This is a genomic window from Echinicola strongylocentroti (assembly GCF_003260975.1).
In the GTDB taxonomy this organism is placed as follows: domain Bacteria; phylum Bacteroidota; class Bacteroidia; order Cytophagales; family Cyclobacteriaceae; genus Echinicola; species Echinicola strongylocentroti.
This window is the reverse complement of record NZ_CP030041.1, coordinates 4454026-4470892: the sequence shown is the minus strand read 5'-3', so window position 1 is coordinate 4470892 and position 16867 is coordinate 4454026. Positions and strand designations below refer to the sequence as shown.

The 16867-nt window shown below is 44.5% G+C and carries 18 protein-coding genes; 11 read left to right on the top strand and 7 right to left on the bottom strand.

The genetic code is table 11. The features are described from left to right. The first annotated feature begins 1 nt into the window (after position 1). Positions 2-778, top strand: a complete 777-nt coding sequence (locus DN752_RS17355; protein ID WP_112785128.1) for a zinc ribbon domain-containing protein — start codon at positions 2-4, stop codon at positions 776-778. 227 nt (positions 779-1005) lie between these two features. Beyond that, complete coding sequence (locus DN752_RS17350; protein WP_112785127.1) at positions 1006-1431, top strand: hypothetical protein; 426 nt, start codon at positions 1006-1008, stop codon at positions 1429-1431. Here the strand turns inward: DN752_RS17350 and DN752_RS17345 are convergent. Further along, positions 1412-2044, bottom strand: a complete 633-nt coding sequence (locus DN752_RS17345) for a histidine phosphatase family protein (RefSeq protein ID WP_112785126.1) — start codon at positions 2042-2044, stop codon at positions 1412-1414. The two genes, DN752_RS17350 and DN752_RS17345, sit on opposite strands and share 20 nt — an antisense overlap. Positions 2045-2209: 165 nt before the next feature. On the opposite strand from DN752_RS17345, the gene DN752_RS17340 reads away from it, so the two are divergent. Genes DN752_RS17340 through menD form a run of 3 tightly spaced genes read left to right on the top strand, consistent with a single transcriptional unit; the run spans position 2210 to position 5528 of the window. After that, positions 2210-2635 (top strand): hotdog fold thioesterase, encoded by a 426-nt coding sequence (locus tag DN752_RS17340; protein ID WP_112785125.1) that lies wholly within the window; start codon positions 2210-2212, stop codon positions 2633-2635. Next, positions 2632-3837, top strand: a complete 1206-nt coding sequence (locus DN752_RS17335; RefSeq protein WP_245949289.1) for a chorismate-binding protein — start codon at positions 2632-2634, stop codon at positions 3835-3837. The genes DN752_RS17340 and DN752_RS17335 overlap by 4 nt, the downstream gene beginning before the upstream one ends. A gap of 8 nt (positions 3838-3845) precedes the next feature. Further along, complete coding sequence (gene menD / locus DN752_RS17330; protein WP_112785124.1) at positions 3846-5528, top strand: 2-succinyl-5-enolpyruvyl-6-hydroxy-3-cyclohexene-1-carboxylic-acid synthase; 1683 nt, start codon at positions 3846-3848, stop codon at positions 5526-5528. Positions 5529-5535: 7 nt separating this feature from the next. Here the strand turns inward: menD and DN752_RS17325 are convergent, their stop codons facing one another. From DN752_RS17325 to DN752_RS17310, 4 genes are all read right to left on the bottom strand, one after another. Beyond that, entirely contained in the window at positions 5536-6162 is a 627-nt protein-coding gene (locus tag DN752_RS17325) for a Uma2 family endonuclease (RefSeq protein ID WP_112785123.1), read from the bottom strand. Positions 6163-6169: 7 nt separating this feature from the next. Beyond that, a complete protein-coding gene (locus DN752_RS17320; RefSeq protein WP_112785122.1) occupies positions 6170-6784 on the bottom strand; it encodes a Uma2 family endonuclease in 615 nt (204 codons plus the stop codon). Positions 6785-6870: 86 nt separating this feature from the next. Next, a complete protein-coding gene (locus tag DN752_RS17315; RefSeq protein WP_112785121.1) occupies positions 6871-8163 on the bottom strand; it encodes a serine hydrolase domain-containing protein in 1293 nt (430 codons plus the stop codon). 72 nt (positions 8164-8235) lie between these two features. Next, on the bottom strand, positions 8236-9069 hold the full coding sequence (locus DN752_RS17310; RefSeq protein ID WP_112785120.1) for a 1,4-dihydroxy-2-naphthoyl-CoA synthase: 834 nt from the start codon (positions 9067-9069) through the stop codon (positions 8236-8238). A 394-nt stretch (positions 9070-9463) separates the two neighbouring features. Here DN752_RS17310 and DN752_RS17305 point away from each other — a divergent pair, with 394 nt between their 5' ends. The 3 genes from DN752_RS17305 (at position 9464) to DN752_RS17295 (ending at position 13021) form a co-directional block, all read left to right on the top strand. Continuing rightward, positions 9464-10546: an AMP-binding protein gene (locus DN752_RS17305; protein WP_112785119.1), complete on the top strand. Its 1083-nt coding sequence runs from the start codon at positions 9464-9466 to the stop codon at positions 10544-10546. A gap of 120 nt (positions 10547-10666) precedes the next feature. Then, positions 10667-11992, top strand: coding sequence for a cytochrome ubiquinol oxidase subunit I (locus tag DN752_RS17300; protein ID WP_112785118.1), 1326 nt, complete (start codon positions 10667-10669; stop codon positions 11990-11992). Positions 11993-11995: 3 nt separating this feature from the next. After that, positions 11996-13021: a cytochrome d ubiquinol oxidase subunit II gene (locus DN752_RS17295; RefSeq protein ID WP_112785117.1), complete on the top strand. Its 1026-nt coding sequence runs from the start codon at positions 11996-11998 to the stop codon at positions 13019-13021. A 178-nt stretch (positions 13022-13199) separates the two neighbouring features. Here the strand turns inward: DN752_RS17295 and DN752_RS24545 are convergent, their stop codons facing one another. Further along, entirely contained in the window at positions 13200-13469 is a 270-nt protein-coding gene (locus tag DN752_RS24545) for a hypothetical protein (protein WP_162633249.1), read from the bottom strand. Positions 13470-14138: 669 nt separating this feature from the next. Next, a complete protein-coding gene (locus DN752_RS17290) occupies positions 14139-14651 on the bottom strand; it encodes a gamma carbonic anhydrase family protein (protein ID WP_112785116.1) in 513 nt (170 codons plus the stop codon). A gap of 147 nt (positions 14652-14798) precedes the next feature. On the opposite strand from DN752_RS17290, the gene DN752_RS17285 reads away from it, so the two are divergent. The 3 genes from DN752_RS17285 to DN752_RS17280 all read left to right on the top strand — a co-directional run bounded on the left by DN752_RS17285 (position 14799) and on the right by DN752_RS17280 (position 16841). Next, the gene (locus DN752_RS17285) at positions 14799-15521 is read left to right on the top strand and encodes a YceI family protein (protein WP_112785115.1); all 723 of its coding nucleotides are present in this window, start codon (positions 14799-14801) and stop codon (positions 15519-15521) included. 79 nt (positions 15522-15600) lie between these two features. Then, positions 15601-15816: a hypothetical protein gene (locus DN752_RS25005; protein ID WP_245949288.1), complete on the top strand. Its 216-nt coding sequence runs from the start codon at positions 15601-15603 to the stop codon at positions 15814-15816. A gap of 50 nt (positions 15817-15866) precedes the next feature. Then, positions 15867-16841: an anthranilate synthase component I family protein gene (locus DN752_RS17280; RefSeq protein WP_245949286.1), complete on the top strand. Its 975-nt coding sequence runs from the start codon at positions 15867-15869 to the stop codon at positions 16839-16841. Positions 16842-16867: the final 26 nt, after the last annotated feature.

The window sequence follows — 16867 nt, the reverse complement described above, 5'->3', positions numbered from 1 at the left end:
CATGGAAAGTACAGTCGCACAGAAACTTGATGCCATTTATAATCTTCAGAAATTAGACTCCCGCTTAGATGCTATTTTTAAAATCAGGGGAGCCCTTCCAGAAGAAGTTCAAGATTTAGAAGACGAAATAGCAGGCTACGAAACAAGGTTAGAGAAATTCAACAATGACATCGGGGCCCTTGAGGATGAAATCAAGAAGCACAAAGAAGCTATCAAGGACTCTGAAAAACTCATTAAGAAATATCAAGACCAGCAGATGAACGTCAGAAACAATCGTGAGTATGACGCCATCACCAAAGAGCTAGAGCTTCAAGATCTTGAAATCCAAGTTTCCAAAAAGAAAATTGGAGAAGCAGAGATGAGGATCGAAGGCAAGAAAAGAGATTTGGATGATCTTCAGGAAATCTTGAAGGACCGTAAGAAGGATCTGGACACCAAAAAGGAAGAACTGGACACCATTGTCGCCGAAAGTGAAACCGAGGAGAGCAAACTCAAAGCTGAAAGAGAAAAAGCTACCAAGAAAATCGAAGACAGGCTGATCAAGTCATACAAGAAGATCCGAGCAAATGCCAAAAACGGCCTTGCGGTAGTGGAAGTAAAGAGAGGTGCCTGTGGTGGATGTTTTAACATCGTGCCACCTCAACGTCAAGCAGACATTAGAGAGAAGAAAAAACTTATTGTCTGTGAGCACTGCGGAAGAATCCTTGCAGATGTAGCCGATGAGATAGAAGACGAAACACTTCCAAAGAAAAAAAGAAGCTCAAGAGCTAAAAAATAATTTAAAGCCCGGTTTTTCCGGGCTTTTTTTATTACAGCCAGATACCCTTACTCTCAAAACAGTCGGAAATAAAGCAGGGCTAAGAAAGTGTGCCGACCTCCCCCAGATAAATTGCTTGATCCCTAATCGCGTCGATATTTTCAAACAGGAATTACCTCAACATTATTTTTTTCCGATAAGTATCAACACCTCTTGAATCCAGGAGAAAATTTTTATATATTACCCAGATGAAGCATTTAATATTTGTACCGCTATTGACTCTTTTAGTATCGGTAGGTTTCTGCAAAAATCCAGAAGACAAAACATTCGTCGTCATCTTCAGCAAGAAGGAATTAAAAGAACTCAAATCGAGTGCTGAGTATATTGAGCTCAGCTTTATCGAGGATTATAAAACCAAAACCTATACTGGAAATTCAGATGCAGTCATTTTTATCAATGTAGCCAACTGTGACTTTGACAAATGTCATATTGCCCAACAATTGGTTCAAATCAACAACACCACTTGGAAGCCTCTACAAGAAGTAGCTTTCAGAGTAATAGACCTGAGCGAATCAAAAGAAAATTTTCAAGAACTATTGGTTTCATTTAACAGCCAGCCAGTAGACAAAGAAGAGGATAAAAAGAAAGGCAAGATTACCCAATCAATCCTTTGATCTTTAAGTGCTTCACGTGATTATAGCGATCTAATATAAACTTTCCATCCTCTTTTACAGTCAGCTCATAATATCCTAGGTTATGGTGATCAAAAACATCCATAAACCGTAGATCATAGTCCAGCATCAGACTTAGCATTATACGCATAGCCCTTCCGTGCATGCAGATCAAGATGGTCTCTCCTTCTTGGGACAAAATATACTCAAGTCCCCTTTTCAAGCGCGCAAAAACCATATTAGGGGACTCACCGCCTTCTATGGAGAAATCAAGATCGCCATCAGACCATTTTTCCAACATTCCCTGATAATACGAATGCTCATCCTTGGTCATAGGCACCCCTTCATACTTGCCCCAACTGATCTCATTCAGATCAGGTAATGACTCATAAGGCGTACCATTATCCAAAAACCGCTCGATAGACTGTCGTGTACGCTTCAACCCAGTATAGTAAATCCTATCAAATTTGATATGCCTATATGCCTCATAAAAAGCTTCCGCTTGTTTCCGACCAGTCGCATTGATAGAAGCATTGATGCCGCTTCCTTGGACGACACCTCTTAGATTATAGTCTGTTTGCCCATGGCGAACCAAGTAAATTTTTTTAGTACTCAATATTCTGTATTTTTGTTATCGATTTCTTAAGTAAAGTTATACTGGTCAATTGGGTCACTGCTAAGTAAAGTAACTTCTTTAGAAGCATCCTTTTTCGTACATTTTCTCGAAAGTCAAAAAAGGTTATAAATTCATTTCAAAGAAAACGTTTTTATTTCAAATTTCATGATATTTCCCAAAAACCTCAACCTAGAAATGTTAAATCAATTTGTTGAGGGCAATATGTTGGAACATCTAGGTATTCGCTTTACCAAAATCGGTGAGGATTATTTGGAGGCGACCATGCCTGTAGATCACAGAACAAAACAGCCGTTTGGTTTGTTACATGGAGGAGCGAGTGTTGTGTTGGCAGAGACATTGGGAAGTGTAGGAGCCGCTTGCTGTGTAGATCCTGACCATTATCACTGTGTGGGCCTGGACATCAACGCCAACCATATCAAAGCTGTACGGAGTGGACAGGTAAAAGGCTGTGCCAAACCCATCCATCTCGGAAAAAACACACACGTCTGGGAAATAAAAATAGTAACAGAAGAAGGTGAATTAGCCTGCATCAGCAGAATAACCATGGCTGTTCTGGATAAAAAATCATGATGAATACACCAACCGCAACCTCCCCTGTCATCACGCAAGAAGAAGCACTGGATCAGTGGTTATACAAAGCACTTACTGGAGATCACCAAATTGCCATATGGCGGACACCAAAAACCAACAGTGCCGAAATAATCCTCGACCAATCGGGCAAAACAAAACGAGTTAATCTCGAGCTGGACGCATTGCCCCAAGGATTTATTGTGCACCCATTTGCTGATCAAGAAGATGGAAAAGCTTATTTTCTAGAGGCTTCGGAATACGTCAAATTTGAAATCGGCCAGTCCATCACCCAAGAGGATGGACAGTCATACGAGCGCATTGGCCTCTCGCCCTCAACAATAAAAAGACAAATACGGCAGTTAATTCGAAAATGCCAGCCAAAAAAATCCAGCGATGATTTCACCTCTACCTCCAAGGAACGTTTTATCGAGACGGTCCAAAAATGCATCGAGGCCATAACGGAAGGACACCTCTCAAAAGTGGTACCTGCCCGCATCCAGAAGATCCATTTGAACGAGGACTTTGATGTCGCAAAGACCTTTTTGTCCCTTTGCAAGGCCTATCCTGATGCATTTATCAATTTCTTCCACATCCCCAATGTCGGCACATGGCTAGGTGCCACTCCCGAGATACTCATCAAGACGGAAGGCAATTATTTCCAAACGATGGCCCTCGCCGGCACCCAAAAAGCGGAAGGTGAAGACCCTGTAAAAAACGCTGCTTGGAAGCAAAAGGAAATTGAGGAGCAAGCAATGGTAAGTCGTTATATTGTGAACAATTTCAAAAAAATAAGGCTTAGGGAGTATGAAGAAAATGGACCAAGAACTGTAAAAGCGGGGAATTTACTACATCTCAGATCCGACTTTAGAGTGGATATGGAAGCGGCCAATTTCCCACAATTGGGGTCTACTATGCTGAAACTTCTACATCCTACTTCTGCTGTTTGCGGCACCCCTCGGGAAGCATCCATGAAGTTCATCTATGATCATGAACAATTTGACCGTTGTTTCTTTGCTGGATTTATAGGGCCTGTCAATATAGAAGGCCAAACAGCCATCTACGTCAACCTTCGGACTGCCCAGTTTATCAATGAAGAAGTTCTTCTCTATGCCGGAGCCGGAGTAACAGCTGACTCCATACCCGAAAAAGAATGGGAAGAAACAACATTGAAATGTGATATTATCGGAAAATTCATTCAATAACCAGCGCCTTGATTATCCAGCCAATAATTGACCTAGTGGCCATATGCGCCAGAAAAGGCATCAAAAATGTCATTCTCTCCCCAGGATCGAGGTGTGCTCCGATCTCCATAGCCTTTGCCAGACATCCTGAGATTCATTGCCGAAGTATCTCAGACGAGCGGTCCGCCGCTTTTGTAGCGCTTGGCATCGCCCAACAACTCAAAAAACCTGTGGTTTTGGTATGTACCAGCGGTACGGCAGCACTCAATTATGCACCAGCTATTGCTGAAGCTTACTTCCAGCAAATCCCCCTCATCGTCATCACTGCTGACAGGCCTCCAGAATGGATAGACCAATGGGATGGTCAGACAATTCGTCAAAAAAACATATACGGCAGGCATGTCAAGGATGATTTTGATTTTCCGGACGACTTCTCCCACAAAGACAAAGTATGGCATGCGCATAGAATCACCAATGAGGCCATCAATACGGCATCGGACTACCCAAAAGGCCCTGTCCACATCAACATCCCATTAAGGGAACCTTTTTATCCAGAACAACAGGAACAATTTGACTATTCGCATCCCATTCCCATAATAGATAAATTGGGGAATGCCCCCATACTTAGCAATGAATCCATTGCACAACTAGCCAATAACCTTGGCCGGTTTCACAGAATCCTCATTGTCCCTGGACAACAATCACCAGACGAACACACCTTGGCTCTTCTCAACCTCTTGGCCAAGAAACAAAAGGTGGTCGTGGTCAGTGACACCATTTCCAATATGCAATCCGAGGAGACCGTCACCTTTCATGACCAATTGCTCCCAATATCAGAACATGCTTTACTTGCTCCTGATCTGGTAATTAGTTTTGGAAAGTCAATTATCTCAAAACCTCTAAAAAACTTCTTACGAAGTTCGGGAGCCGATCATTGGCACATACAGCCTGCGGGATATTCCCCTGACACTTACCAAGGGCTAAACAAGATCATTCACACTTCTCCTACAGCCTTTTTGGAATTGCTTATTCAGTCAAATATCTCCAGCGACCTTGATTTTTATAATCGCTGGCATGAAAGCGATAAAAAAATAAAAACAGCCCTCCAACAAGGGCTAGAGAAGGCTGATTTTGGTGAATGGAAAGCAATTTACCACGTACTTCAACAGCTCCCTCAACAGTCAAAACTCCACCTAGCCAACAGCATGGCCGTTCGCTACGTAAACTTCTTGGGAGCAAGACCACAAGAAATCATCTGTAACAGGGGAACTAGCGGAATAGATGGATCCAACTCGACCGCCGTTGGCTGTGCGTTGACCACCAAAGAATATGTCACCTTGATCACAGGAGACATGGCTTTTTTTTATGACAGGAATGCATTTTGGCATAACTATACGGTGAACAACCTCAGAATCATCCTGCTCAACAATCATGCTGGCGGCATATTCCGCATCATCAATGGCCCTAGCCAGCAACCCGAGCTGGAAGAGTTTTTTGAAACCAAACAACAGCTAAATGCCGAAAACCTGGCCAAGGATTTTGACTTTGACTATACGCCAGTCAAAACTGAAAACGAGCTGAACGATGGACTTACGGTTTTTTACTCCCCCTCGATCAGACCTAAAATCATTGAGGTATTTTCCGATAGCGCCAAAAATACCGCCATTCTCAGCAGAGTAAAGGCCGCCCTGAAAGAGTTTATGGATATATAAAAGTCAACTATTTAATCTTGGAAAAGAAATCCTCCAAATCCAGCTCAAATCCTTCAACGGCTTTAGACCGTACCATATCTCCACTGGTCATCAATTGTGATGGGACATACTTTCCTTTTACCAATGTGTAAACCAATAGCGTCTGTTCATCAGGATGAATGATCCAATATTCTTTCACGCCACTTTCCTGGTACAGCTCGTACTTGTTTTGGAGCTCCAAACGGTTATTGCCTGGGGAAAGGATCTCCATTACCAAATCAGGTGCTCCGATACATCCTCGATCATCCAGTTTCGCCCGATCACAGATCACACACAAGTCTGGCTGGACAACCGTGGTAATATCCTTATCCGCCTTGGACTGCTGAGGAAGCCGTACATCAAATGGCGCTGAATACACCTCACAAACCTTCCCTTCCAAAAACACCGCCCATCGCTTTGTCAACTCCACTGCGACTTTTTGGTGAATCCGGCGAGGGGCTGCGGCGGCTTTCTTGAACACCTTGCCCTTGATCAGCTCCACCATCTCATCCATCTGCCACGTCAGGTAGTCTGCATAGGAATAATGACCGTACTCGACGTCAGGCTCCGCAACTTTGTTCTTATCTGTTTCTGGTGTTTTTAAATCCTTTGTCATCTTTTGGCTATTTCATTCTGGAAAAGAAATCCTCCAAATCCAGCTCAAATCCTTCAACGGCTTTAGACCGTACCATATCTCCACTGGTCATCAATTGTGAAGGAACATACTTTCCATTTACCAATGTGTAAACCAACAGCGTCTGTTCATCAGGATGAATGATCCAGTATTCTTTCACTCCACTTTCCTGGTACAGCTCGTACTTGTTTTGGAGCTCCAAACGGTTATTGCCTGGGGAAAGGATCTCCACTACCAAGTCAGGCGCTCCGATACATCCTCGATCATCCAGTTTTGCCCGATCACAGATCACACACAAGTCTGGCTGGACAACCGTGGTAATATCCTTATCCGCCTTGGACTGCTGAGGAAGCCGTACATCAAAGGGTGCCGAATACACCTCACAATGCTGCTCTTTCAAATAGTCCGTCAGTAAATATGCCAACTCATTTGAGACCTTCTGGTGAATCCGGCGAGGAGCTGCTGCGGCTTTCTTGAACACCTTGCCCTTGATCAGCTCCACCATCTCATCCATCTGCCACGTCAGGTAGTCTGCATAGGAATAATGACCGTACTCGACGTCAGGCTCCGCGACTTTATTGCGATCTTTTTCAGAGGTATCCATATAGAAATGTACTAAAAAATCAGTCACATCACAAAAAAAGCCACCTCGTCATCAAGGTGGCTTTCATCATTACATTTCATTGATCATCAATCATCTATTGCCGCACCTACCATCTGCCGAAACTTCCATGCGGTCTGATCATCTACCGGACCCTGTGTTTGTTTCATAAGAATACCGATTACCTGCTCCTTGGGATCTGCAAAATACTGCGTGTTGAAATAACCTCCCCAGTCGAAGGTACCTTCACTCCCCATTCCTCCATGCGCTTCTCCCTCAGCAGTCACCACCCCAAAAGCCAAACCATAATACTGATTTTCTCCACCAAAGAGCTCTCCTGTCTGGTTGCCCATAATACTTCTTACAGTAGTGCGGCTCAGAAGTCTTACTCCGTTTAACTCCCCGCCATTGAGGTACATCTGGAGGAAGGTGGCGTAGTCCTCGGCAGTACTACTTAGCCCCGCTCCCCCTGAAAAGAAAGTCCTTGCTCCTTTTTTGGGATAATCGGTATCATAAAATGTCACTGGAAATTGTTGCCATTCCCCATCCACTTTTTGCTGCACGGTCACCAGTCTATCTGCTTTACTATCGGGAAGATAAAACCACGTATCCTCCATTCCCAATGGGGCAAAAATATGATCTTTCAGGTATTCGTCGAAGGACTGTCCAGAGATCACCTCCACTAAGTACCCCAGCACATCCAAGCCCTCACTATAGGAATATTGCTCTCCCGGATTAAAGTGTAACGGAAGCTTAGCCAGCTTCCTTACACTTTCACCGATAGTGATGGACTTAGTGGTAAACAGATCTGTCACCCCTGCTTTTTGGTATATCATTTTCACCCGTTCATCTTTATCGATCACTCCGTACCCCAAGCCAGAGGTATGTGTGAGTAAATGACGGATGGTAATTTCCGATTTTGCCGGCACAGTAGTATAGCTGGTATCTGCGTAATTAAAACCACTCAAGATTTGAGGATTTTTAAATGCTGGAATATACTTGGAAATGGGATCATCCAGTCTGAACCTACCTTCCTCCCAAAGCATCATAACTGCCGTGGAAGTAATGGCTTTGGTCTGGGAAGCAATTCTGAAAATCGTATTTTTCTGCATGGCCTTACCCGTAGCATTATTGGCCATACCAAAAGCTTCATGCAGTACAATTTTACCATCTTTGGCCACTAAAGCCACTGCTCCGGGTATATTCCCTGCATCCACCTCTCCTTCCAACATTTTGGAGATCTTGTCTAACCTCTCAGCCGACATTCCAACACTACTGGGATCAGCTTCGGTCAGTCTTGGGGAGGACTGAAGTGTAGGAGTCTGACTAAATGCGCTTGCCGTTGCCATCCAAAAGGCTACAGCGAATAAAGTTCTTTTCATGGTATTTCAGGTTTGTTAGGGCAAAAAAGCCTGCTACCCACAATGGATAGCAGACGTTGATTATCAATTAATTTACGGAATCCACTTAACATCCTTAAAATTGGGCTTTCTCTTTTCCAAAAATGCATTCCTGCCTTCTTGCGCTTCTTCTGTCATGTAAGTCAAGCGTGTGGCTTCACCGGCAAATACCTGCTGGCCCACCATGCCGTCATCGGTAAGGTTAAAGGCAAACTTCAGCATTTTGATGGATGTTGGGGATTTTTCCAAGATCTCCTGCGCCCATTCGTAAGCGGTGTCCTCCAGCTCATCATGGGGAATAACGGCGTTGACCATCCCCATTTCATAGGCTTCTTGGGCAGAGTAATTTCTCCCAAGGAAAAATATTTCCCTTGCTCGCTTTTGTCCAACCATTTTGGCCAAATAAGCCGAGCCGTAGCCTCCGTCAAAACTGGTAACATCCGCATCGGTCTGCTTGAAAATAGCGTGTTCCTTGCTGGCCAAGGTCAGGTCGCAAATCACATGTAGGCTATGACCTCCACCGACAGCCCAGCCTGGCACTACCGCAATCACGACTTTTGGCATAAACCGAATCAGTCGCTGTACTTCGAGGATATTCAGCCGATGCATGCCGTCCTCTCCCACATAGCCTTGATGACCGCGGGCTTTTTGATCGCCCCCACTGCAAAAAGAATACACGCCGTCCTTTGGCGAAGGTCCCTCTGCAGACAACAGCACCACCCCAATGGATGTGTCCTCTCGGGCATCCAAAAACGCCTCAAAAAGCTCACTGGTAGTTTGCGGCCGAAAAGCATTCCTTACTTCTGGACGGTTAAAAGCTATCCTGGCCACTCCACCACATTTCTTATAAGTGATATCCTTAAATTCTTTTACTACTTTCCACTCCATATTTTTGTTGATTTATTGCTAAAAGAAATATCCATGCAAGATAATAGCAACGGATCGATTAAGCATATAAAAATGGACAAAACCAGCTATCATCACGATTCCTAATGCATAGCATAAGTCGGGCTAAACCCTAAGCTACAACGACTGTGGTCTGCCGACCGTCGTCTGTCGTCGATTATACGCTTTTATGCCTGTACATTGTATTTCTCACTGAACGCACAGAACACCCTGAATGGAATAGGACTTTTCTGCGATTTCCGTGGTTTCTGTGAGAACTTACCTAATTTCCCTAGAATTACGGGTGTCATTGTGGACATCCATGTAATCAAATTATAGTCTTGGTACGACCTGTCCTTTTTGAATTGACTATTTTTGTAGAAATTGAGAAAAGTCCATGGGCAAAATCAACATTGGAAAAACATCTATACCCTTCGGGGAAATCAAAAAAGGAAACTGGCCGACCTGTACCCCCTACATTGACCAATCATTGGCCTTCTGTCAAGCCTGGCTAAATGGTGCGGCCAGCTTTCAGCTGAACACCTCTGGCTCCACCGGGGCACCCAAGACGATCGATGTCAACCGCCAGCAAATGGAAATCAGTGCGAATGCCACCGGCAAATTCTTTGACATTAAACCACAGGCCAACCTACTTTGCTGTCTAAACACCACCATGATTGCTGGCAAGATGATGCTCGTCAGAGGACTCGAGTGGGACAGTACCATCTACCTAGAAGAACCTTCGGGAACTCCTCTGGCCAATTTCGGCGCATTGGACTCCTTTGATTTTGTAGCTATGGTACCAGCGCAAGTCGAAAACAGTCTCCTCAACAGTGCAGAAAAACTCAACAGCATCCAGCACCTTATCATTGGTGGAGCGTCGCTATCACAAAAGCTCCAAAAGGAAGTGTCCCAATTATCCTGTAACGCCTACCAAACTTACGGCATGACAGAAACCGTTTCCCATATTGCCTTGGCCAAAATAACCGGCCTTCCTCCACTCACCTATCAGACACTCCCCGGAGTCGCTATTTCCACCACCAAAGACTCCCGACTGGTCATCAATGCTCCCATGGCCAAAACCACCCTCACCACAAATGATATCGTAACCCTCCCAGCAGCCAATACCTTCATTTGGGAAGGGCGGTCAGACTTCACCATAAACTCCGGTGGAATAAAAATACAGCCAGAGAAGCTAGAGGCACAGATTGCTCCGATTATGGAAGCCCTTTTTCCTGGAAAACGTTTCTTTGTCGCTGGTGCTCCCAGTGATAAATGGGGAGAGGAAGTGGTCTTAGTGATCGAAACACCTCCCGTAACGGAAGCCTCCGACCATAATTTATCAGTTAAAATTGCTGAAACCTTCAGTAAATACGAACGGCCAAAAAAAGTTTACTTTATAGAAAATTTTTCAGAAACTGCTTCCGGCAAAATCAAACGGAGTGACAGCCTAAAACAGGCTTTGGATAAATTCATTTAATTTAAAAAAACAGGTTAAAAGTCATATTAAACATTGATTTATTATCTTATTCCAGCAAACTAAAATCAGCCTATGCCGTAAGTAAAGGCAAGGTTTTAACAATTTTTAACCTATTCTCATATGGATGATCTTCTGGCCGCCAGGTCTCAAATGGCACTTTCGTTGGGTTTTCACATCATCTTTGCCTGCATCGGCATGATTATGCCCTTCTTGATGGCGATCTCCCACTATAAATACCTCAAATCCGGAAAAGAAAAATACAAGACCCTCACCAAGGCCTGGAGCAAGGGCGTGGCCATCTTCTTTGTGACGGGAGCCGTATCGGGCACTATGCTTTCCTTTGAGCTTGGCTTGCTCTGGCCAGAGTTTATGAAGCATGCCGGGCCTATCTTCGGCATGCCTTTTTCACTGGAAGGTACCGCCTTTTTTATTGAGGCAATTGCCTTGGGATTCTTTCTGTATGGCTGGGAAAAATTCCGTCCTTGGTTCCACTGGTTTACCGGAGTGGTGGTGGGTGTTTCCGGGCTGGCTTCCGGCATTTTGGTGGTCGCTGCCAATGCCTGGATGAATTCCCCAGCAGGCTTTGACTATGTCAATGGTGAATACCTCAATATCGACCCCATGGCCGCCATGTTTAACGATGCCTGGTTCACGCAATCGCTGCACATGATCCTGGCGGCGTTTGTAGCGACTTGCTTTGCCGTGGCAGGTATTCACGCCTGGATGATGACCAAAGGCAAAAACACGGACATCCATAAAGCCGCCTTGAAGATTTCGCTCACCCTAGGTGCAGTGGCGGCCATCTTACAGCCCCTCAGCGGGGATCTTTCTGCCAAGGACGTCGCCGAAAGACAACCCGCAAAACTTGCTGCCATGGAAGCCCATTTTGAAACAGAAGAAGCGGCCTCCCTGATCATCGGTGGTATTCCTGATGAAGAAAACGAAACCGTCAATTATGCCATTAAAATACCTGGTGCCTTGAGTTTTCTCGCCCATGGGGATTTTAGCGCTGAAGTCATTGGGCTTGACCAAATCCCAAAAGGCGAGCATCCTCCTGTCACCATTACCCATTTTGCCTTTCAGATCATGGTCGGCTGTGGTATGGTGCTTATGATAACGGGGATTTTCTGGCTTTTTGGGCTCTGGAAAAATAAAAAGTACATCTATTCGAGTAAGTTTTTGGGCTTGATCGCCCTGCTCACACCACTAGGTTTCATAGCCGTAGAGGCTGGGTGGTTTGTCACAGAAGTGGGAAGACAGCCGTGGATACTTTACGGCATCATGAAGACCAAAGATGCCGTCACCCCGATGCCGGGTATTGTGTATTCCTTTTTGCTATATGCAGCCATTTATATTTCACTTGCCGGGATCGTAACACTGCTACTGATAAGACAGATCAAAAACCTGGACAAAAACCAAGATTTATCGTTACCGTCAAACTCCTAAGTTATGCTGTATGTCGTCATCGCCTTTTTATACCTATCTATCTTATTTTACCTCCTCTTTGGCGGAGCGGATTTCGGTGCGGGGATCATAGAGCTTTTCTCGAGAGGGTCCCTGAAGGAACGCACCCGCTTGCTTACCTATCAGGCCATCGGACCTATCTGGGAAGCCAACCATATGTGGCTGATCATTACCATTGTCATTTTATTTGTGGGTTTTCCAGAAATATACACATTGGCTTCTGTTTACTTGCACATTCCGCTTTCTTTGCTGCTGATTGGGATCATCGCCCGTGGCACTGCATTTATCTTTAGGCATTATGATGCCGTCAAGGACCATTTTCAAAAAATCTATAACCTGATTTTTGTTTACTCCTCCTTTATGACACCCTTTTTCCTTGGTATTCTAGCGGGCACCGCCATCTCTGGAAGAATAGACCCTGATGCAACGGACTTCGTTTCAGCCTATATTCACCCTTGGTTGGGATGGTTTCCCCTGTCTGTAGGACTATTCACAGTAGTCATCTGCGGGTTTCTCGCAGCGGTGTTCCTGATCGGAGAGGCCAACAACAACGAAGACAGGGACCTGTTTCGGGAAAAGGCCTTTCGCATGAATATCCTTACCGTGATTACCGGAGGTCTGGTATTCTTGGTCGGGGAATGGGAAGGCATTCGACTCTTTACCGAACTGGTCAATCATCCTATTGGCTTACTTGCATTGGTCTTGGCGACCGTTTCCTTGCCGATCACTTGGTACTTGCTAAAAAAGAAAAAAGTGTACTGGCCCCGGGTGCTAGTAGGCTTTCAGATCACGATGATCCTAGTTACTTTAATGGTCAGCCAACATCCTGATTTCATCATTCTCAAAAACAGCACTATCAGTCTGCAAAATGCAGCCGCAGGTGAAAGCACCATTTTCGCCCTTGCCATGGCCCTGCTGATCGGTGGCTTGTTTATTTTGCCCGCCTTGTTTTATCTCATTTACAGCTTTCAGAAGCAACCGGTTTCAATTAAAAAATCCAACCAACATTAAGACAGCTACCTTGACTGTTATATATTTCTTTTCCACCCTTAACATCATACCATAGATGTTTACCATGGGCCTTGCCCATGGTTAAGGATGTTACGCTACTTGGCTATTCTAATTTAACCCGGAATCAATGCCGTTTAGTTAAGGGGATTTCCTTCTTTTCATGTACCTAAAAGTCCTTTTATTGATTGACTTTGGCTGGGGAAACCTGATCATCTTGGTGGAATTTATCCTTTTCCTTTTTTCCATTGATGAAAAAAGAAAGAAAAAAATCTAGGCCGGTGGTATGCCTTTTAAAATGGGACATGGATTTACCCTGCGACCGAGATCCGTCACCCATTTTAATTTCCAGCCGATGGCTACGACCTAAAAGTGAGTGGGTCTCGCTGTTCCACGACGCGAGCCAACTCACTTTCTTAACGGCCTCCACCATCGGCTGGAAAACAGGCATACCAAGGGCCGTCATATGGAAACAACACCTTTTTGGGACTTATTAACTGAATCCGCCTTGCAGGTATTGGGCGTTAAGAAATTAAAAAGCGGGTGGGCAAAAAGGCAGGCTTGTTTGACGAAATGCTGGCCAAAAAGAATGTTGGCAGCTAAAGAAGGTTTACCTGACTTTAGATAGGCCTGCTTGGCTTTAGACAGGAGGAGTTTGCCTGCATGAGGGGAGGTTTTAATTTTAGGCCAATAGATGCACAGCGGCGGGGTTTTTTGGTTACTTTTTTGACCTGAAGCAAAAAAGTAACAAAGGTAAAGAGATGAAAACCATCTTGGAATTTAGCAGAAAAATAATAGAACCAATATTTCCAAATACACACTAACTAAACGGCATTGAACCCGGAATATGCATTAGCCTATCTATTACGTCCTGATCCGCCGCGGCGGACAAAATCAGTCGCTTCGATGTGAGTCCCTTATTCGACCGTTGGAGCATTCGGTTTTGGGACAGTTGATGGGGTGTTAAGAAAATGAGTTAGCTCGTACAGTGAAAAAGCCAGATCCACTCATTTTTAGCCCATAGGAACGGCAGATATATATTCAAGCTGGGATACTTTTTTAAATGCGTTCGCCCTGGCGTCATCAGGGTTCCATCAGTCCCCTGATCCAATCTAAACCCCTACTCCCCATACCAAGAAGCATATTTGGGATAATTCTCCGCTGTACGTTTGATGACGGCCATCATTTCTTCTCCCGTATCCTTCACTTTTTTGGCAGGAATACCAGCATAGATGCTATTAGCTTCCACCACAGTACCTGCCAAAACAATGGCTCCAGCAGCGATCACGGCACCACTGTGTACCACGGCATTGTCCATCACTACTGCGCCCATCCCGATCAGGACATTGTCATGAACGGTACAGCCATGGACGATGGCATTATGGGCAATGGAAACATTACTACCGATATACGTACCGGCTTTTTGATACGTACAGTGGATGATTGCTCCATCTTGGATGTTAGTATTGTCGCCGATCACGATTTCATGGACATCTCCTCTCACTACGGCATTGAACCACACGGTACAGCCCTCTCCCATCCTGACGTCGCCCACCACTGTGGCATTATCTGCTAACCAACATTTCTCCCCTAATTGAGGAGCCTTACCATTTACCATTTTCACTAGTGCCATATAACTATTCTAAGTATTATTCAGCTTATTCAAAAACAATTAATTATCAAATCTAGTTTTTTTAATGAAAATGTGAACCTTTTTTTCTAACTTTAAATTTACATGTATATACATCTAATACACTCAACAATTTAAGACTAAACAGTTATGAAATCAATTAAAACTACCGGCCTATTGCTGGCAAGTGCACTACTGATGGTCGCTTGTGGCCAAAAGAGCGAAACTGTAGAAACTTCAGAAGCACAGGAAGTAGCAGCTGCTACTGGTAAAACAGTCACTGTAGACCCAGCTTCAAGTGCGGTCTCTTGGACAGGATATAAGCCTGCAGGAAAACACTTCGGCACGATTCCAGTGACCAAAGGTGAAATTTCCATCGAAGGAGATGCCATTACCAGCGGTTCTTTCACTTTTGATATTGCAGCCCTTGAGATTGGCGATATGGAAGAAGGTTCAGAAAATTATGGCAAACTTCACGGTCACTTGCAGTCACCTGATTTCTTTGATGCTTCTAACCACCCTACAGCGACCTTTGAAATCACTGCTGTTGAGCCATTCCAGGCCGATGCGACCATCGAAGATAAAGAAGAGTTCAAGTCTGATTTTACGCCCAACAGCCTCAGTGAGCAAATGGTAGAAAATCCTACCCACTGGATCAGCGGTAACCTGACCATGAGAGGAAACACCAAGAACATCAAGTTCCCTGCAGCTGTAAGCCTGAACAACGGTGTAATATCTGCCAAAGCTGGTTTTAACATTGACAGAACAGACTGGGGATTGACCTATGGTGATGAAAGCTCTGTCGCAGATAAAGCCAAAGATAAGTTCATCTACAACACAGTCAATGTAGGTTTTGACATCAAGGCAAACTAATCATTGATGAAATAATATAGCAAAAGAGGAATTCGCTCGAATTCCTCTTTTTTTATGCCCTTTCCATTAATTTTACAGCATGAAGGATGCGTTCACTGAAGATTTTCCGCTAACAAATGATGTGATAAAACATGCTCTCCACTGGGCATCAGAAAAATACACCTACCTCAGCTACCATCACCCCAATACTATCTCTTACCCCATGACGGGTTTCGTCATATTCTTTTTGCTGGGCACCGGTCCATTGACTGGAATGAACTGGGATCACACCCCGGTAAAAAAGCCGGTATACTAAGCTACGACCTGAAAAATAAATTTGAAAGACTCTATAGCCAAAATACCGCCTTGGTCGCCTGTCCGGAAACCTGTTTTTTCCTTCCTGAGCTGATCGTTGATTTTCATGGGCAACGCTTGTCCATCACCCACCCACAGCCTACTCAGGTATTCAAGGAGATCACCCAATTCCAACCCCAAAACATCCCAAAAAAGATCACTTCAATCCAAGCTAAAACAGATCGAGATCAATACATTCAAACAGTGAGGGCGATCCAGGAACACATCAGGGAAGGTGATATTTACGAGATGAATTATTGTATCGCCTTTGAAGCAGCTGTGGAATCACTTGATCCCGTCCAGCTCTTTTGGGAACTACAGGATCTGTCCCCTATGCCCTTTGCAAGTTTCTTCAAGTGCAGGGAGCAATTTTTAGTAGGCGCATCGCCAGAAAGGTACATCAAAAAACAGGGGAAAAAACTCATAGCCCAACCGATCAAAGGCACTATCCGAAGAGGGAAAGACCCTATTGAAGACGAGGAGCTCAAACAAGCACTGCAAGCAAGCGAAAAGGAAAGAGCGGAAAACCTCATGATCGTAGACCTGATGCGAAATGACTTGGCGAGAATCGCACAGACGGGCACGGTAAAAGTAGAAGAACTATTTGGCATTTACCCATTCCGGCAGGTATATCAAATGATTTCAACTGTTACTGCAGAACTCAAACCTCAAGTTCCCTTTGCAGAGATCATTGCCAGCACATTCCCCATGGGAAGCATGACCGGTGCACCCAAAATCAAATGCATGGAGCTGATCGAGCAATATGAAAACTTCAAAAGGGGATGGTTTTCGGGAGCACTGGGATACCTGGACGAAGAGGGGGATTTTGATTTTAGCGTTATCATCAGGAGCATCATCATAGACACTAAGGCCAAGCACCTCTTTTTTGCCGCAGGAAGCGCCATCACTTATGACGCAGATCCAGCATACGAATATGATGAATGCATGCTAAAAGCCAGCGCCATTAAAAAGGCCCTGTCGCACTAAAAAATCTTGATAAAACCGATTTACAC